Origin of the sequence: Paenirhodobacter enshiensis (genome assembly GCF_000740785.1) — a bacterium.
Classification (GTDB): Bacteria; Pseudomonadota; Alphaproteobacteria; order Rhodobacterales; family Rhodobacteraceae; genus Rhodobacter; species Rhodobacter enshiensis.
The window spans coordinates 40,885-57,190 of the sequence record NZ_JFZB01000003.1 but is presented as its reverse complement, the minus strand read 5'-3'; the positions used below and the strand labels follow the sequence as shown (position 1 = coordinate 57,190).

Annotated in this window: 18 protein-coding genes; 14 read left to right on the top strand and 4 right to left on the bottom strand. The window is 65.8% G+C overall.

Going from position 1 to position 16,306, the window contains the following annotated elements:
- The first annotated feature begins 2 nt into the window (after positions 1-2).
- From sdhA to CG50_RS02255, 3 genes are all read left to right on the top strand, one after another.
- Positions 3-1,808 (top strand): succinate dehydrogenase flavoprotein subunit, encoded by a 1,806-nt coding sequence (gene sdhA, locus CG50_RS02265; protein ID WP_036634758.1) that lies wholly within the window; start codon positions 3-5, stop codon positions 1,806-1,808.
- The gene (locus CG50_RS02260; RefSeq protein WP_036634755.1) at positions 1,808-2,119 is read left to right on the top strand and encodes a hypothetical protein; all 312 of its coding nucleotides are present in this window, start codon (positions 1,808-1,810) and stop codon (positions 2,117-2,119) included. The genes sdhA and CG50_RS02260 overlap by 1 nt, the downstream gene beginning before the upstream one ends.
- A gap of 126 nt (positions 2,120-2,245) precedes the next feature.
- The gene (locus CG50_RS02255) at positions 2,246-3,025 is read left to right on the top strand and encodes a succinate dehydrogenase iron-sulfur subunit (RefSeq protein ID WP_036634752.1); all 780 of its coding nucleotides are present in this window, start codon (positions 2,246-2,248) and stop codon (positions 3,023-3,025) included.
- A gap of 92 nt (positions 3,026-3,117) precedes the next feature.
- Here CG50_RS02255 and CG50_RS02250 read toward each other — a convergent pair whose 3' ends face one another.
- The gene (locus tag CG50_RS02250; protein ID WP_036634750.1) at positions 3,118-3,540 is read right to left on the bottom strand and encodes an ArsR/SmtB family transcription factor; all 423 of its coding nucleotides are present in this window, start codon (positions 3,538-3,540) and stop codon (positions 3,118-3,120) included.
- Between the two features lie 213 nt (positions 3,541-3,753).
- Here CG50_RS02250 and CG50_RS02245 point away from each other — a divergent pair, with 213 nt between their 5' ends.
- The 5 genes from CG50_RS02245 (at position 3,754) to CG50_RS02225 (ending at position 6,336) form a co-directional block, all read left to right on the top strand.
- Positions 3,754-4,104 (top strand): AtpZ/AtpI family protein, encoded by a 351-nt coding sequence (locus tag CG50_RS02245; RefSeq protein ID WP_036634747.1) that lies wholly within the window; start codon positions 3,754-3,756, stop codon positions 4,102-4,104.
- 31 nt (positions 4,105-4,135) lie between these two features.
- Positions 4,136-4,864 (top strand): F0F1 ATP synthase subunit A, encoded by a 729-nt coding sequence (locus CG50_RS02240; protein ID WP_051909407.1) that lies wholly within the window; start codon positions 4,136-4,138, stop codon positions 4,862-4,864.
- Positions 4,865-4,933: 69 nt separating this feature from the next.
- Positions 4,934-5,176, top strand: coding sequence for a F0F1 ATP synthase subunit C (locus CG50_RS02235; RefSeq protein WP_036634744.1), 243 nt, complete (start codon positions 4,934-4,936; stop codon positions 5,174-5,176).
- A gap of 76 nt (positions 5,177-5,252) precedes the next feature.
- Positions 5,253-5,777: a F0F1 ATP synthase subunit B' gene (locus tag CG50_RS02230; protein WP_036634742.1), complete on the top strand. Its 525-nt coding sequence runs from the start codon at positions 5,253-5,255 to the stop codon at positions 5,775-5,777.
- A 4-nt stretch (positions 5,778-5,781) separates the two neighbouring features.
- A complete protein-coding gene (locus CG50_RS02225) occupies positions 5,782-6,336 on the top strand; it encodes a F0F1 ATP synthase subunit B (RefSeq protein WP_036634739.1) in 555 nt (184 codons plus the stop codon).
- Between the two features lie 96 nt (positions 6,337-6,432).
- Here CG50_RS02225 and CG50_RS16145 read toward each other — a convergent pair whose 3' ends face one another.
- Both CG50_RS16145 and CG50_RS02215 read right to left on the bottom strand, forming a co-directional pair.
- On the bottom strand, positions 6,433-7,086 hold the full coding sequence (locus CG50_RS16145; protein WP_051909384.1) for an OmpA family protein: 654 nt from the start codon (positions 7,084-7,086) through the stop codon (positions 6,433-6,435).
- A 105-nt stretch (positions 7,087-7,191) separates the two neighbouring features.
- A complete protein-coding gene (locus CG50_RS02215; protein ID WP_036634734.1) occupies positions 7,192-8,055 on the bottom strand; it encodes a methylated-DNA--[protein]-cysteine S-methyltransferase in 864 nt (287 codons plus the stop codon).
- 113 nt (positions 8,056-8,168) lie between these two features.
- On the opposite strand from CG50_RS02215, the gene nth reads away from it, so the two are divergent.
- Together nth and CG50_RS02205 are read left to right on the top strand one after the other, a co-directional pair.
- Complete coding sequence (nth, locus tag CG50_RS02210; RefSeq protein WP_036634730.1) at positions 8,169-8,813, top strand: endonuclease III; 645 nt, start codon at positions 8,169-8,171, stop codon at positions 8,811-8,813.
- Positions 8,810-9,796, top strand: a complete 987-nt coding sequence (locus CG50_RS02205; protein ID WP_036634729.1) for an adenosine kinase — start codon at positions 8,810-8,812, stop codon at positions 9,794-9,796. The genes nth and CG50_RS02205 overlap by 4 nt, the downstream gene beginning before the upstream one ends.
- 172 nt (positions 9,797-9,968) lie before the next feature.
- On the opposite strand, the gene CG50_RS02200 is transcribed toward CG50_RS02205, so the two are convergent.
- Positions 9,969-10,787: a sulfotransferase family protein gene (locus CG50_RS02200; protein WP_036634727.1), complete on the bottom strand. Its 819-nt coding sequence runs from the start codon at positions 10,785-10,787 to the stop codon at positions 9,969-9,971.
- Positions 10,788-10,937: 150 nt separating this feature from the next.
- Between CG50_RS02200 and CG50_RS02195 the strand changes: the two genes are divergently transcribed.
- From CG50_RS02195 to polA, 4 genes are all read left to right on the top strand, one after another.
- A complete protein-coding gene (locus CG50_RS02195; RefSeq protein WP_036634725.1) occupies positions 10,938-12,512 on the top strand; it encodes a DUF5928 domain-containing protein in 1,575 nt (524 codons plus the stop codon).
- Between the two features lie 13 nt (positions 12,513-12,525).
- Positions 12,526-12,906 (top strand): HIT domain-containing protein, encoded by a 381-nt coding sequence (locus CG50_RS02190; RefSeq protein ID WP_036634723.1) that lies wholly within the window; start codon positions 12,526-12,528, stop codon positions 12,904-12,906.
- Positions 12,907-13,026: 120 nt separating this feature from the next.
- Positions 13,027-13,221, top strand: coding sequence for a zinc-finger domain-containing protein (locus CG50_RS02185; protein WP_036634722.1), 195 nt, complete (start codon positions 13,027-13,029; stop codon positions 13,219-13,221).
- A 187-nt stretch (positions 13,222-13,408) separates the two neighbouring features.
- Positions 13,409-16,252: a DNA polymerase I gene (gene polA / locus CG50_RS02180; protein WP_036634715.1), complete on the top strand. Its 2,844-nt coding sequence runs from the start codon at positions 13,409-13,411 to the stop codon at positions 16,250-16,252.
- Positions 16,253-16,306: the final 54 nt, after the last annotated feature.

Sequence of the window (16,306 nt, the reverse complement as noted above, 5' to 3'; positions counted from 1 at the left end):
AAATGGCATCATACACTTACGAAACCCACAACTATGACGTCGTGGTCGTCGGCGCCGGCGGCGCCGGCCTGCGTGCCACGCTCGGCATGGCGGAGCAGGGGCTGCGCACGGCCTGCGTGTCCAAGGTCTTCCCGACCCGCTCGCATACCGTCGCGGCGCAGGGCGGCATCGCCGCCTCGCTGTCCAACATGGGCCCCGACAACTGGCAGTGGCACCTTTACGACACCGTGAAGGGCTCTGACTGGCTGGGCGACACCGACGCGCAGGAATATCTGGTGCGTCACGCCCCCGCCGCGGTCTACGAGCTGGAGCACTACGGCGTTCCGTTCAGCCGCACCGAAGAGGGCAAGATCTATCAGCGTCCGTTCGGCGGCCACACCACCGAATTCGGCGAAGGCCCGCCCGTGCAGCGCACCTGCGCCGCGGCCGACCGCACCGGCCACGCCATTCTGCACACGCTCTATGGCCAGTCGCTGAAGAACAACGCGGAATTCTACATCGAGTATTTCGCCATCGACCTCATCATGTCGGACGACGGCGTGTGCCAGGGCGTGCTGTGCTGGAAGCTCGATGACGGGACGTTCCACCTGTTCTCGGCCAAGATGGTCGTGCTGGCGACGGGCGGCTATGGCCGTGCCTATTTCTCGGCGACCTCGGCGCATACCTGCACCGGCGACGGCGGCGGCATGGTGGCACGCGCCGGGCTGGCGCTGCAGGACATGGAGTTCGTGCAGTTCCACCCGACCGGCATCTATGGTTCGGGCTGCCTGATCACCGAGGGCGCACGCGGCGAAGGCGGTTATCTGACCAACTCCGAAGGCGAGCGGTTCATGGAGCGCTATGCGCCCCACTACAAGGACCTCGCGTCGCGCGACGTGGTTTCGCGCTGCATGACGATCGAGATCCGCGAAGGCCGCGGCGTGGGCGAGCACAAGGATCACATCTTCCTGAACCTCTCGCACCTGCCGCCGGAAGCGCTGGCCGAACGTCTGCCGGGCATCTCGGAATCGGCGCGTATCTTCGCCGGTGTCGACGTGACCAAGGAGCCGATCCCGGTTCTGCCGACCGTGCATTACAACATGGGCGGTATCCCGACGAACTACTGGGGCGAGGTCATCAACCCGACCGCGGACAACCCCGATGCGCTGGTTCCCGGCCTGATGGCCGTGGGCGAGGCCGGTTGCGCCTCGGTGCACGGGGCGAACCGTCTCGGCTCGAACTCGCTGATCGACCTCGTGGTCTTCGGCCGCGCCGCCGCGATCCGCGCCGGTGAGGTCATCGACCGCGCTTCCGCCAACCCGACGCCGAACGCGGCCCAGATCGACAAGGCTTTCGCCCGGTTCGACGCGCTGCGTTATGCGAACGGTGCGGTGCCGACCGCCGATCTGCGTCTCGAGATGCAGAAGACCATGCAGTCGGACGCCGCGGTGTTCCGCACCGACAAGGTTCTGGCCGAGGGTGTCGAGAAGATGACCGCCGTCGCGGCCAAGCTCGACGATCTGAAGGTTTCGGACCGCTCGCTGGTGTGGAACTCGGACCTGATGGAAACGCTCGAGCTGACCAACCTGATGCCGAACGCCCTGACGACGATCGTCGGCGCGGAGGCCCGCAAGGAATCGCGCGGCGCCCATGCGACCGAGGATCATCCGGACCGCGACGACGTGAACTGGCGCAAGCACACGATCAGCCACGTCGACGGCAACAAGGTCACGCTGACCTACCGTCCGGTGCACATCGACCCGCTGACCGACGAAGCCCATGGCGGCATCGAGCTGAAGCGGATCGCGCCCAAGGCGCGCGTCTACTGATGCGCGCGGCTCTGGCCCTCGTGCTCGGCCTCTCTCTGGCGGCCTGTTCCGCCGGAGAGACCTCCGTGCGGGATCAGGCCAAGGGGGTCGTCAACACGGTCGTCGCGAAGAAGCTGCCCGGCGTCAATGCGGCGCCGGTCACCGACTGCGTGATCGACAATGCCTCGATGGGCGAAGTTCTGACGATCGCCAAGGGGGCCAAGCTCGGCATCACCGACGAGACCGTGAAAACGGTCATGACCGTCTTCCAGCGGCCCGCGACGACGCAGTGCATCGCGAACAACGGGCTCAAGCTGTTCGGCGGGGCGTGAGATGACGGGCGGGGCGGGAGGAGGACGCGGCGCATCGGTGCCGCGTATCCCGTGCGCAAGAGACAGACACGGCAGCCTGCCGACGCGGGCGCTTTATGCCAGAACCGACTGGAGAGGGTGAAAACCATGGCTCAGTTCAAGCTTCCCAAGAATTCGCAGATCCGCGTCGGCAAGACCTGGCCGAAGCCGGATGCCAAGAACGTCCGCAAGTTCCAGATCTATCGCTGGAGCCCGGATGACGGCGAGAATCCCCGGATCGACACCTATTACCTCGACATGGACAAGTGCGGCCCGATGGTTCTGGACGCGCTGATCAAGATCAAGAACGAGGTCGACCCGACGCTGACGTTCCGCCGGTCGTGCCGCGAGGGCATCTGCGGTTCCTGCGCGATGAACATCAACGGCATCAACCGTCTGGCCTGCATCTACGGCCTCGACGAGATCAAGGATGCCACGGTCAAGATCAACCCGCTGCCGCATATGCCGGTGGTGAAGGATCTGGTGCCAGATCTGACCAACTTCTATGCCCAGCACGCTTCGATCATGCCGTGGCTGGAAACCAAGACCAACACCCCCGAGAAGGAATGGCGCCAGTCCATCGAGGATCGCAAGAAGCTCGACGGTCTCTATGAATGCGTCATGTGCGCCTCGTGCTCGACCTCGTGCCCGAGCTACTGGTGGAACGGCGACAAATACCTCGGGCCGGCAGCGCTGCTGCACGCCTATCGCTGGATCATCGACAGCCGCGACGAAGCGACCGGCGAGCGTCTCGATCAGCTCGAAGATCCCTTCAAGCTGTATCGCTGCCACACGATCATGAACTGCACCAAGACCTGCCCGAAGGGGCTGAACCCGGCCAAGGCGATCGCCGAGGTCAAGAAGATGATGGTCGAGCGGATCGTCTGATCCTTCGGCCCTCTGGTTCGACGCTACGCAAAAGCCGCCCTTCGGGGCGGCTTTTCGCATTTCGGGGGGGCGGCGCGGGAAGGGGAGGGGGCTCAGGCCTTCGCCGCGGCCTCTTCGATGCCGGTCTCTTCGGTCTCCGGGTCGTCCGTCGCATCGTCCCCGGTCAGGGCGGTGACCTCCGTCTCCGACAGTTCGACCTCCAGAAACCGTTCGAAGGCGTCGAAATCCATCGGGTCGAGCTGGCCGAAGCTCTCGATCCAGGTGATCGCGCCGGTCATTCCCTGCGGCTCCAGCTTGCACCATTTCACCCGTCCGCGCTTTTCCTGCGAGATCAGACCGGCCTCGGCGAGGATCTGCAGATGCTTCGAGATCGCGGCGAGCGACATCCGGAACGGCTCGGCCACGTCGGTCACGGCCATGTCGTCCTCGAGTAGCATGGTCAGGATCGCCCGCCGCGTCGGGTCGGACAAGGCGGCGAAAACCGCGTCGAGAGGAGAGGAACCGGGGCCGGACATGGCGCAATTCTCGCCCGATGGTGAAAAAACGTCAACCAACAGGTTGAATATAGGAAAACGGTCGGCGCGGCCCCCCGCGCGGCCCCGGCCCCCTGACGATTTTGCAAAATCGTTGTGCATCAATCGGTTGGACGGGGCGGTGCGGGCGCTAACGGCGTTGACTCACAGGGGCGTGACGACTATCAAGCCCAAGAGTTGTTGCGGAATGGATTCATGGCCCCAGAGCCCACGCATGAGCCCGATCCAGAGCGCCTGAAGGCGCTGGAGGAGAAGCTCGCGGCCCGGCGCCAGGCGGCCAAGGAACCTTCCGCCGACGACAGGACCTTCAGTCAGGCCGCGATGGGCTGGCGACTGGTCTATGACATGGTTGCAGGGCTGGGGATCGGCTTCGGCATCGGATACGGGTTCGACGTGATGTTCGGCACGAAACCCTGGCTGATGATGATCTTCACGCTCTTCGGTCTTGCGGCGGGGATACGCGTGATGCTGCGCTCCGCCCAGGAGATGAACAAGGCGAGATCGGTTGCGGAAGCGGCCGGGGAAAAGGAAAACAGTCGTGGCTGAAGAACATAGCGAAGGTCTCTCCTTCCACCCGATGGATCAGTTCACCATCCAACCGCTGTTTGGTGACGGCCCGATCCACTGGTACACGCCCACCAACACCACGCTGTGGATGGCAATCTCGATCGTCGGGATCATCCTGCTGCTGATCAACGCGACGCGCGCCCGCGCCGTGATCCCGGGCCGTGCCCAGTCGGTGGCGGAACTCGCTTACGGCTTCGTGCACAAGATGGTCGAGGATGTGACCGGCAAGGAAGGCCTGAAGTACTTCCCCTACATCTTCACGCTGTTCATGTTCATCGTGTTCTCGAACTTCCTCGGCCTGATCCCGGGCGCGTTCACGCCCACCTCGCATATCGCGGTCACCGGGTTCCTCGCGCTCGCGGTGTTCATCTCGGTCACGCTGATCGGCTTCGCCAAGCACGGCACGCATTTCCTCGGTCTGTTCTGGGTCAGCTCGGCTCCGATGGCGCTGCGACCGGTTCTGGCGATCATTGAGGTGATCTCCTACTTCGTGCGCCCCGTCAGCCACTCCATTCGTCTTGGCGGCAACATGATGGCCGGCCACGCCGTTATCAAAGTGTTCGCGGCCTTCGCTCCGCTGATCCTGATGTCGGGCGTCGGTGTCCTCGTCACGCCGCTGTCGATCCTCGCGATCGTCGCGATGTATGCCTTCGAAGTGCTGGTCGCCTTCATCCAGGCTTACGTCTTCACCATCCTGACCTGTGTCTACCTGAAGGACGCGCTGCACCCGGCGCACTGAGCGCCGGCAGCGTCCCGACACGGGCCTCGTAACGCAACTCTCTCATCCATATCGTAACGGAGATCTCCAATGGAAAACGTCAACGCCGTCGTCGACCTGGGCAAATACATCGGTGCCGGCCTGGCCTGCATCGGCATGGGTGGCGCTGCCGTGGGTATCGGCCACATCGGCGGCAACTTCCTCGCCGGCGCGCTGCGTAACCCGTCGGCCGCCGCTGGCCAGACCGCCATGCTCTTCATCAGCATCGCCTTCGCCGAAGCGTTCGGGATCTTCTCGTTCCTGGTCGCCCTGCTGCTGATGTTCGCCGTCTGATCCCTGACGCGCTTCCTTGCGCTCGGGTGGGTCCTTCCCGGACCCACCCGGTTTAATGAGGGCCCAGGGGGACACCATGGCAACTGAACAAATGGCAGCGCAGTCGCAGTCGAGCGGCATGCCGCAGCTCGATTTCTCGACCTTCCCGAACCAGATCTTCTGGCTCGTGGTGGCGCTGGTCGTCATCTATCTGGTGCTGTCCCGGATCGCTCTGCCGCGGATCTCCTCGATCCTGGCGGAACGGCAGAACACCATCTCCGGCGATGTCGCCGCAGCCGAGGATTACAAGGCCAAGGCCCGCGAGGCCGAGGCCGCGTATGAAAAGGCGCTGGCCGATGCCCGCAGCCAGGCGCAGAAGATCGTCGCCGAGATGCAGGCCGAGCTGAAAAAGCAGATCGACGCCGCGACCGCCAAGGCCGACGCCGATATCACGGCGCGCGCCGCCGCGTCCGAGGCGAAGATCGCCGAGATCCGCTCGAACGCGCTGGTCACCGTCGAAGCCGTCGCCAAGGACACCGCAGCCGAGATCGTCGCCGCTCTCGGTGGCAAGGCGGACGCCGCTGCGCTCGCCGATGCCGTTGCAACGCGCGTGAAGGGGTAAGGTCATGAAGAAACTTTCGCTTCTGCTGATCCTCGCGGCCCAGCCGGCGTTCGCCGGTGAAGAGCCGTTCTTCACGCTGCGCAGCACCGAATTCGTCGTCACGATCGCGTTCATCCTGTTCGTGGGCGTTCTGCTCAAGGGCAAGATCTTCGGTCGTCTGGGCGGGCTTCTCGACAAGCGCGCCGATGGCATCAAGACCGAACTCGACGAGGCCCGCTCGCTGCGCGAAGAGGCCCAGTCGATCCTCGCGAGCTACGAGCGCAAGTCGCGCGAAGTGCAGGGTCAGGCCGACGCCATCGTCGCCGCCGCCAAGCGCGAGGCACAGGCCGCGGCCGAGCAGGCCAAGGCGGATATCGAGGTATCGATCGCGCGTCGTCTGAAGACCGCGGAAGAGCAGATCGAGTCGGCTGAGAAGCAGGCTCTGCGCGCGGTGAAGGACCATGCCGTCGCGGTGGCCGTCGCCGCTGCCGGCGAAGTTCTGGCCCGTCAGCTGACGCCCGAGGCGAAGGCCGGGATGCTCGACACCGCCATCGGCGAAGTCAAACAGCGCCTGAACTGATCCTTCGGACAGCTAACTGAGAAAAGGCCCGGTCGCGATATGCGGCCGGGCCTTTTGCCGTTCCAGGGGGTGGCCGGCGAAGCGGGGCGGTTGCCCTCAGGGCATCGGGCGAAGGACGATCTCGATACGGCGATTGCGGGCCTGGCCCTCGGCGGTGTTGTCCGACGCCACCGGATTTTCCGCACCGCGCCCGAGGATCCGGATCCGCGCCGGAGGCACGCCCGCGCCGGTCAGTTCCCGGGCCACCGCCTCGGCGCGTTGACGCGACAGCTTGCGGGTGTAGGTGGCATCGCCCGAGGCGGCATCCGAATAGCCGATCACTTCGACGGAACTCCCCGGATAGCGGTTCAGGCAGCCCGCAAGGGTGAGCAGATTCGTCTTTTGCGTCGCGCGCAAATCATAGCTGTCAGGCGCGAACAGCTGATCGGCCGGCAGGGTGACGATCAGCCGCTCTCCCGAGGGGGTCACTGTGGCTCCGCGTGCGGTCAGGGTCCGGGACAGATCTTTCGCCTGGGCGTCAAAGGGCGAGGCCGGTGCCGTCGGCACAGCGGCGGGCTCCGTTCCCGCAGCTGTGGGAGCCGTGTCGCCGCCGAGGTGCAGCACCGCCAGCAGCCCGCCGAACCAGCTACCGACGACCGATCCCGCGGCCCGCCCGCCGTCCGGCCGGGTCGGATCGTAAGAGCCGGAACTGCAGGCGGTGAGGGTCAGAAATCCAGCCGTGACAGCGGTGAACGGCGCGCTCTTCTTCATGACGTCGGTGCTTTCGCATGAGTCCCGCTGCGCGGGACGGCTTGACGCGATATTAGCCGATCCGGCCGGGGCACCGCTACCGTTTCGGTGCGTCGCGAGGCCGGTTCAGTGCGCTCCGGCTTCTGCGCGCGCCGCCTCGCGCGCCAGCATCGCGCGCTTGACCCCCAGCCCCCAGTGATAGCCGCCGAGACCGCCCGATTTGCGCAACGCCCGGTGGCAGGGGATCAGCAAGCTGATCGGGTTGCGTCCTACGGCGGTGCCGACGGCGCGCACCGCCCTCGGGGCACCGATCCGGGTCGCGATGTCGGAATAGGTCGTGACCTCGCCCGAAGGGATCGCCAGCAGCGCTTCCCAGACCTTGATCTGGAACGGCGCGCCGATCAGCGTCAGCCGCGCCTCGCCCCGGCCCTCGAAGGCCGCGCGCACCCAGGGGGCCAGCGCCTCGGGGGCCTCGATCAGCCGTGCCGCGGGCCAGCGCGCCGCCATGTCGGCGAAGGCGGCCTCGTCGCCCATTTCGGCGCTGAAGGCGAGGCCGCACAGCCCGCGTTCCGTGCCGAAGGCAAGCGCCTGCCCGAAGGGCGAATCGAACCGTCCCCAGCGGATCGTCAGCCCTTCGGCGCCGGTCGCGAAGGCGCCGGGTGTCATCGCCTCCCATGTCAGGAACAGATCGTGCAGCCGCGAGCTGCCCGACAGCCCCGCCTCGGCCGCCACGGCCTCGAGCGGCACCCGCCGCGCCAGCATCTCGCGCGCCAGATCGAGGCTCAGATACTGCTGATAGCGCTTCGGCGAGATCCCGACCCAGGCGGTGAAAATCCGCTGGAAATGTGCCGCGCTGAACCCAAGCCGCCCGGCCAGATCGGTCAGCGAAATCGCAAGCGGGCGGCCATCGGCACGCGCTTCGGCCTGCGCGCGGTCGATCTCGGCCAATGCGCGGGCTATGACGCGGTAATGATAGGGGTCGTCGGTCATGGGATGCTCCTTGCCCTCTTGATAGCGGCAAACCGGCCGGGCGCGACCCGGAATTTGCGCATTCCCCCGCCTCGGCCCTTGCCGGAGGGCAGGGGGTCGGGCATAGCTCGGTGATGGCCCGTCAGTTCGAATATGCCCAGATGCAGGAAGCGTTCCGCCGGTTTCAGGCGGCCGAGCCCAATCCAAAGGGCGAGCTTGAGCATACCAACGCCTTCACCCTGCTGGTCGCGGTGGCGCTTTCGGCTCAGGCGACGGACGCGGGTGTGAACAAGGCGACGCGCAGCCTGTGGCCCATCGCCGACACCCCCGAAAAGATGCTCGCGCTCGGCGAGGAGGGGCTGACCGAACACGTCAAGACCATCGGCCTCTACCGGCAGAAGGCGAAGAACGTCATCGCGCTCAGCCGCATCCTGGTCGAGCGTTTCGGCGGCGAGGTGCCGTCCTCGCGCGCCGCGCTGATGTCGCTGCCGGGCGTCGGGCGCAAGACCGCGAATGTGGTGCTGAACATCTGGTTCCACTACCCGGCGCAGGCGGTCGACACCCATATCTTCCGCATCGGCAACCGCACCGGGCTGTGCCCCGGCCGCGATGTCGAGGCCGTCGAACGCGCGATCGAGGACAATGTTCCCGTCGAATACCAGAACCACGCCCACCACTGGCTGATCCTGCACGGACGCTACATCTGCACGGCGCGCAAGCCCCGCTGCGCCGATTGCCTGATCCGCGACCTGTGCCAATTCGAGGAGAAAACCGCATGACCGAATATCAGGTCGTCGGCATCGGCAATGCCATCGTCGATGTCATCTCGCAATGCGACGACAGTTTTCTCGATCACATGGGGATCGGGAAGGGCATCATGCAGCTCGTCGAGCGCGAGCGCGCCGAGACCCTTTACGCCGCGATGAACGAGCGCACCCAGGCGCCGGGCGGCTCGGTCGGCAACACCATCGCCGGGCTCGGCAATCTCGGGCTGAAGACCGCCTTCATCGGCCGGGTGCGCGACGATGCGCTCGGCCGGTTCTACAAGGCGGCACTGGCGGCCGAGGGCACCGATTTCCCGAACCCCCCGGTCGCTGACGCCGATCTGCCTACCTCGCGTTCGATGATCTTCGTCACTCCGGACGGCGAGCGCTCGATGAACACCTATCTCGGCATCTCGGCCGAACTCGCCACCCCGGACGTCCCTCTCGATGTGGTCGAGAACACCGCGATCCTGTTTCTCGAAGGGTATCTGTTCGACAAGGATTACGGCAAGGCGGCGTTTCTGAAGGCGGCGCAGGGCTGCCACCGCGGCGGCGGCAAGGCGGGCATCGCGCTCAGCGATCCGTTCTGCGTCGACCGTCACCGCGACAGCTTCCGCCGCCTCGTGCGCGACGAGATGGATTACGTCATCGGCAATCAGCACGAATGGGAAGCGCTCTATCAGACCGATCTCGACAGCGCTCTCGCCCAGGCGGCGCAGGAGTGCGGCCTGGTGGTCTGCACCCGCTCGGGCGCCGATGTCGTGCTGATCGCGGGCGAGACCCGCGTCGAGGTGCCTGTCCATCGCGTGGTGCCGGTCGATGCGACCGGCGCGGGCGATCAGTTCGCCGCGGGCTTCCTCTACGGTTACGCGACGGGGCAGTCGCTTGCGACTGCGGGCGCCATGGGCTGCGCCGCCGCCTCCGAGGTCATCGGCCATTTCGGCGCCCGCCCGGAAACCGACATCAAGGCGCTGTTCCGCGCCCGCGGCCTGATCTGATCGCGCGCGCGACAGCCTGAAACGACAAGGCCGCCCGGCGTCATCCACGCCCGGCGGCCTTTTCATCCGCGTCGTCGTCCGTGCGCGCGGCCCTGCCTTTCGGCTTTCCCAAAATATCCCGGGGGAGCCCGAAGGGCGGGGGCAGAGCCCCCAGCCACCGTGCCGAAAGGTCTTACTTGCCCAGTTTGGCGTGAACCTCGTCAAGGTCGATCTCGGCGATCGGGAACTTGTTGTCGGGATCGTCGAAGTCGTATTTGAACAGCTGGAAGTCCTTCTTGTAGATCTCCCAGATCAGATGTTTCGACAGATCGTCGAAATACGCGCTGACCTTGTGGGCGCGCTTCGGCCCGTGGCCCTCGGATTCGTTGAACCGCGGGATCTTCGCCAGATCCACCTTCACCGGCGTCTTCACATGGTCGAGGACGTCCTGCATCCCCTCGTTGAAGGTCTCGGTATAGAAGATCTTGTCGTAGCGCCCGCCATTGTTGATGAAGGTGCCGATATGGCCCGCCATCGCCGACCAGTGAATGTCGGGCTCCATCGGCCGGCGCCAGCGGATGGTATCGCGCGCGAACAGCAGGAAGCGGCGGAACGAGCGCACCTGATCGAATTCGAACCCGTTCTCGGGCGATCCGACGTCGATGCCGTAGCGCTGGATCAGCTGCGGCACCAGATTGCCGCGGTAGCGCTTGCCGTTGCGCTGGATGCCGGCGATCTTGTCGAAGAACGACGACAGGATCCGGGCGTAGGGGTTGCGCACGCAGGTGAAGGCATAGCTTTTATGGGCGCGCACATTCGCCTCGATCAGCGGCTGGCTGGCCTCCTGCGCCCATTTGTGCAGCCCCTCGGTGCTGTCATGGATGTCGCCGTCGAAGAACGTGCCGTGATCCGAGAAATACATGATCTGGCCGATGGTCGAACAGGCGCATTTCGGCACGACCCGATACACCATGCTTTCGCTTTCCGTCATCCACGTGCCGGGAAACCCCATTCCTCGTCGCCTCCGCCTGGGCGTTCATGCCATGATCGGCATGCAACCGGCCCTTTTCCCATGTAAAGACCAAAGAACCCCTGTCGTTTCAATGCCCAATGGCGTTATCAGAGCAATGTTCCCCCTGTTCGCCGATAATCGGGTCCCAAGATGGCAAAGATCGCATTCATCCTTCTGACCCACAAGGAGCCGGAGCGGCTGATCGCGCAGGTCCGGCGCCTGACCTCGACGGGCGATTTCGTCTCGATTCACTTCGATGGCCGCGCCCGGCCCGAGGATTACGCGCAGATCCGCGCCGAGCTCGACGGTCACCCCGGGGTTGCCTTCGCGAAGCGGCGGCTGAAATGCGGCTGGGGCGAATGGAGCCTCGTCGAAGGCTCGCTCGAGGCGCTGCGCGCCGCCGCCGAGGCTTTCCCGACCGCCACCCATTTCTACATGCTGTCGGGCGACTGCATGCAGATCAAGACTGCCGAATACGCCCGAGCCTTCCTCGAACGCGAGGATGTGGACTATATCGAGAGCTTCGATTTCTTCGCCTCGGACTGGATCAAGACCGGCATCAAGGAAGAGCGGCTGATCTATCGCCACTGGTTCAACGAACGCAAGCACAAGACCCTGTTCTACAAGAGCATGGAGTGGCAGCGCCGCCTCGGCCTCGCGCGCAAGGTGCCCGAGGACATCCAGATGATGATCGGCTCGCAATGGTGGTGCCTGCGCCGCGAGACCATCGAGAAGGTGCTGGCCTTCTGCGATACGCGTCCCGATGTGATGCGCTTCTTCCGCACCACCTGGATCCCCGACGAGACCTTCTTCCAGACCGTGGTGCGCCATGTCGTCCCCGACAAGGAAATCCGCACCCGCACGCTGACCTTCCTGATGTTCACCGATTACGGGATGCCGGTGACCTTCTACAACGATCATTACGACCTGCTTCTTGCCCAGGACTACCTGTTCGCGCGCAAGATCAGCCCGGAGGCGAAGGATCTGCAAAATCGCCTCGGCACGCTGTGGGGCGAGACGGGGATCGACTTTCCGATTTCCAACGAGGGGCGGCGGCTGTTCGGCTTCCTGACCGGGCGTGGCCGCGTCGGGCACCGTTTCGCGCCGCGGTTCTGGGAGGCGGAGACGCGCCTCGACAGCGACAAGACGCTTCTCGTGATCCTGTGCAAGAAATGGCACGTCGCGAAACGCCTGGTGGGGCAGCTGCGCGGCCGGGTCGATCTGACCGCGCTGGAGTATCTGTTCAACGAGGAGGGGGGGCTGCCCGACCTCGGCGGCATCGACCGCACCGTCGAGAAGCGCAACCGCCACCGCAAGGCGCTTTTGCGGATGCTCTATGACTATTACGGCACCGACCGGCTGGCGATCTGCATCGACCCTTCGGATTTCGAGCTGATGCGCGATCTGGCTGCCGACAGGGCCGATGTGCGGTTCCTCGACGTCGAATGCAGCTTTTCGGACGCGTATCTGATCGGCCATGCCCGCCGCGTGGGGCTGGCGGGCGAACGCACCCCGCCCGAGGTGCTCGACCGGGTGCTGCCGACGATCCGCTACGATTTCCAATACGAGAACGACCGCATCCGCAACGCCAGTTTCCCGTTCCTCGCGCGGCTGTCCGAAACCGCGGGGCTTGCCGCCAATGCCTCGGCTCTGGCAGGGTTCTTCGACATCGGCATCGACACCGCCCGCGAGATCGCCGCCACCGATTATCTTTTCGTCGACTGAGAAGGAGGCCCCGATGGCCCAGTCCTACGATCCTAACAACGTCTTCGCCCGTATCCTGCGCGGCGAGATCCCGAACGACACCGTGCTGGAAACCCCGCACACGCTGGTGTTTCGCGACATCACGCCCAAGGCGCCGGTGCATCTTCTGGCGATCCCGAAGGGCGCTTACATGACGGTGGACGAGTTTTACGCCCGTGCTTCCGATGCCGAGATCCTCGATTTCACCCGGGCCGTGGCGCGGGTGTGCGAGATCACCGGCATCGCGGCGAGCGTCGGCGGCAACGGCTTCCGCGCCATCTCGAACGCCGGTGCCGACGGGATGCAGGAAGTGCCGCATTTCCACCTCCATATCCTCGGCGGCCGTCCGATGGGCGCGCTGGTCGAGCCCGCCTGAGACCGCCACCCATGCCGTGCCCGGCCCGCGCCGGACGCGGCGTGCCCCTTGCCGCAGCCCGGCAAAGGCGCGTATGACCAAGGCGAACGGCCGGCTCCGTCCGGCAGCAGGAGGATACCGATGACCGCTTCCATTCCCGAACCGCCGGAAACCATCGTCGTCACCAAGTGGAAGGTCGCCTGCGACGGCGGCCAGGGCGCGCTTGGCCATCCGCGCGTCTGGCTGACCATCCCGCGCGATACCGGCTTCGTCGAATGCGGCTATTGCGACCGCAAGTTCGTGATCGACCGCGAGCACGCGCATTCGGATCACTGATCCGGGCCGGGGCGGTTCCCGGAGAGGCACCATCCGCGAAGGGCGCGTGCATGGCTTTCGGGCCGTGCCCGCGCCCTTCGGCATTTCCGGCCCCGGCAAAGCGCCATCCGGTGCGCCGCCCGGTCCGCGCGGGGTTTCCGCCCGCGCGCCTCTGTGGCACAACGCCCTTCAACACGGAGGGTTTCCCATGGCTTTCGGCACAGGCTGCCATCTTCACCTGATCGACGGTTCGGCCTTCATCTTCCGCGCCTATCACGCGTTGCCGCCGCTCACCCGCAAGTCGGACGGGCTGCCCGTCGGCGCGGTGGCGGGCTTTTGCAACATGGTGTTCCGCTACATCGAGGAAGCCCGCAACGGCGATGCGCCGACCCATGCCGCCGTGGTCTTCGACTATTCGTCGAAGACGTTCCGCTCGGACCTCTACCCGCAATACAAGGCGAACCGGCCGCCACCGCCCGAGGATCTGCGCCCGCAATTCCCGCTGACCCGCGAGGCGACCCGGGCCTTCAACCTCGCCTGCAAGGAGATGGACGGCTTCGAGGCCGATGACATCATCGCTACCCTCGCCCGTCAGGCGCGCGAGGCGGGCGGCCGCGTCACCATCATCTCGTCCGACAAGGATCTGATGCAGCTGGTCGGCGGCGGGGTCGAGATGCTCGACGCGATGAAGAACCTGCGCATCGGTCCCGAGGAAGTCGAGGCGAAATTCGGCGTCCCGCCCGAGCGGGTGATCGACGTGCAGGCGCTCGCGGGCGATTCGGTCGACAACGTGCCGGGCGCGCCCGGCATCGGCATCAAGACCGCGGCGCAGCTGATCCAGGAATATGGCGATGTCGAGACACTGCTCGCCCGCGCCTCGGAAATCCGTCAGCCGAAGCGGCGCGAGACCCTTCTGGCTTATGCCGATCAGGTCCGCATCTCGAAGAAGCTGGTCACGCTCGACGATCACGCGCCGCTCGATTTCACGCTCGACGATCTCGAGGTGAAGGACCCCGATCCGCGCGAGTTGATGGACTTCCTGCACCGGATGGAGTTCCGCACCCTCACCCGGCGCGTCGCCGAGAAATACGGTCTGGCCGAACCCAAGGCCGCCCCCGCCGCGGTCTCGCCCACGGCCGCACCTGCGACCACGGCCGATCCCGCCCCCGCTCCGGCAGCGCCCGAGGTGCCCTTCGCGCCCGAAACCTATGTCTGCATCCGCGACGGCGCGACGCTGACCGACTGGCTCGACCGCGCACGCGCCACCGGCTGGCTTGCCGTCGATACCGAGACCACCTCGCTCGACGAGATGCAGGCCGATCTGGTGGGCGTGTCGCTTGCCACGGCGGCGGGGCAGGCGGCCTACCTGCCGCTCGGCCATGTCAAGGGCGGCGACGATCTGTTCGGCGCCTCCGAGCCCGCCGAGGGCCAGATGCCCATGGCCGAGGCACTGGCGCTGTTGAAACCCGTTCTGGAGGATCCGGCGATCCTGAAGATCGGCCAGAACATGAAATACGACTGGAAGATCTTCGCCCGGCACGGCATCCGCACCGCGCCCATCGACGACACCATGCTGATGAGCTACGCGATGTTCGCCGGCCTGCACGGCCATGGCATGGACGCGCTGAGCGAGGAATACCTCGCCCACAAGCCGATCCCGATCAAGGAGCTGATCGGCGCGGGCAAGGCGCAGGTCACCTTCGACAAGGTGGCGATCGACAAGGCCACCGCCTATTCCGGCGAGGATGCCGACATCACCTTCCGGCTGTGGCAGACCTTCCGCCCGATGCTGCCGCGCGCCCATGTGACGACGGTCTACGAGACCCTCGAACGTCCGCTGGTTCCCGTGCTGGCCGAGATGGAGATGGCCGGCGTCAAGGTCGACACCGCGGTTCTCGCGCGCATGTCCAACGTCTTCGCGCAGCGCATGGCCGGCCTCGAAGACGAGATCCAGACCCTTGCCGGTCAGCCGTTCAACGTCGGCTCTCCGAAACAGCTCGGCGAGATCCTGTTCGACGGCATGGGCGTTCCGGGCGGCGAGAAGGGCAAGACCGGCGCCTATGGCACAGGCGCCGACGTGCTCGAAGACATCACCACCTACGAGGACACCCATCCGCAGGCGGCGAAGCTCGCGGCGCGGGTGCTCGACTGGCGGCAGCTCTCGAAGCTGAAATCGACCTATACGGATGCGCTGCAGACCCATGTGAACCCGGAAACCGGGCGGGTGCATACCTCCTATTCCATCGCCGGGGCGAACACCGGCCGCCTCGCCTCGACCGATCCGAACCTGCAAAACATCCCCGTGCGCTCGGACGAGGGCCGCAAGATCCGTGAAGCCTTCGTCGCCCCCGAGGGGCGCCGGATCGTCTCGCTCGACTACAGCCAGATCGAGCTGCGCATCCTCGCCCATGTCGCCGACATCCCGGCGCTGAAACAGGCGTTCCTTGAGGGACAGGACATTCACGCGATGACCGCCTCCGAGATGTTCGGCGTGCCGATCGAGGGGATGGATCCGATGATCCGCCGGCAGGCCAAGGCGATCAACTTCGGGGTGATCTACGGCATCTCGGCCTTCGGTCTGGCGCGCAACCTGCGCATTCCGCGCAAGGAAGCGCAGGACTTCATCGACCGCTACTTCCAGCGCTTCCCCGGCATCCGCAGCTACATGGACGAGACCGTGGCGGCGGCGAAGCGCGACGGTTTCGTCTCCACGCTGTTCGGCCGGCGCATCCACACGCCCGGGATCAACGACAAGGGGCCGAAATCCGGCAACGCGCGCCGCGCCGCGATCAACGCCCCGATCCAGGGCGCGGCCGCCGACATCATCCGCCGCGCGATGATCCGGATGCCCGAGGCGATCCGCGATCTCGATGCGCGGATGCTGTTGCAGGTCCATGACGAGCTGATCTTCGAGGTGGCCGAGGCCGATGTGGATCGCCTGATCCCCGTCGCGCGCGACATCATGCAGGGCGCGGCCGATCCGGTGGTGCACCTGTCGGTGCCGCTGATCGCCGAGGCGGGTTCGGGCCACAGCTGGGCCGAGGCGCACTGACGACGCCCGGCCCCGGCCCCTCGCACGCGGCCCCTTCTCTTTCGGCTTTCCTCA

Coding starts and splice junctions, on each gene's coding strand:
- sdhA (WP_036634758.1), top strand. CDS start 3: ATGGCATCATACACTTACGAAACCCACAACTATGACGTCGTGGTCGTC.
- CG50_RS02260 (WP_036634755.1), top strand. CDS start 1,808: ATGCGCGCGGCTCTGGCCCTCGTGCTCGGCCTCTCTCTGGCGGCCTGT.
- CG50_RS02255 (WP_036634752.1), top strand. CDS start 2,246: ATGGCTCAGTTCAAGCTTCCCAAGAATTCGCAGATCCGCGTCGGCAAG.
- CG50_RS02250 (WP_036634750.1), bottom strand. CDS start 3,540: ATGTCCGGCCCCGGTTCCTCTCCTCTCGACGCGGTTTTCGCCGCCTTG.
- CG50_RS02245 (WP_036634747.1), top strand. CDS start 3,754: ATGGCCCCAGAGCCCACGCATGAGCCCGATCCAGAGCGCCTGAAGGCG.
- CG50_RS02240 (WP_051909407.1), top strand. CDS start 4,136: ATGGATCAGTTCACCATCCAACCGCTGTTTGGTGACGGCCCGATCCAC.
- CG50_RS02235 (WP_036634744.1), top strand. CDS start 4,934: ATGGAAAACGTCAACGCCGTCGTCGACCTGGGCAAATACATCGGTGCC.
- CG50_RS02230 (WP_036634742.1), top strand. CDS start 5,253: ATGGCAACTGAACAAATGGCAGCGCAGTCGCAGTCGAGCGGCATGCCG.
- CG50_RS02225 (WP_036634739.1), top strand. CDS start 5,782: ATGAAGAAACTTTCGCTTCTGCTGATCCTCGCGGCCCAGCCGGCGTTC.
- CG50_RS16145 (WP_051909384.1), bottom strand. CDS start 7,086: ATGAAGAAGAGCGCGCCGTTCACCGCTGTCACGGCTGGATTTCTGACC.
- CG50_RS02215 (WP_036634734.1), bottom strand. CDS start 8,055: ATGACCGACGACCCCTATCATTACCGCGTCATAGCCCGCGCATTGGCC.
- nth (WP_036634730.1), top strand. CDS start 8,169: ATGGCCCGTCAGTTCGAATATGCCCAGATGCAGGAAGCGTTCCGCCGG.
- CG50_RS02205 (WP_036634729.1), top strand. CDS start 8,810: ATGACCGAATATCAGGTCGTCGGCATCGGCAATGCCATCGTCGATGTC.
- CG50_RS02200 (WP_036634727.1), bottom strand. CDS start 10,787: ATGGGGTTTCCCGGCACGTGGATGACGGAAAGCGAAAGCATGGTGTAT.
- CG50_RS02195 (WP_036634725.1), top strand. CDS start 10,938: ATGGCAAAGATCGCATTCATCCTTCTGACCCACAAGGAGCCGGAGCGG.
- CG50_RS02190 (WP_036634723.1), top strand. CDS start 12,526: ATGGCCCAGTCCTACGATCCTAACAACGTCTTCGCCCGTATCCTGCGC.
- CG50_RS02185 (WP_036634722.1), top strand. CDS start 13,027: ATGACCGCTTCCATTCCCGAACCGCCGGAAACCATCGTCGTCACCAAG.
- polA (WP_036634715.1), top strand. CDS start 13,409: ATGGCTTTCGGCACAGGCTGCCATCTTCACCTGATCGACGGTTCGGCC.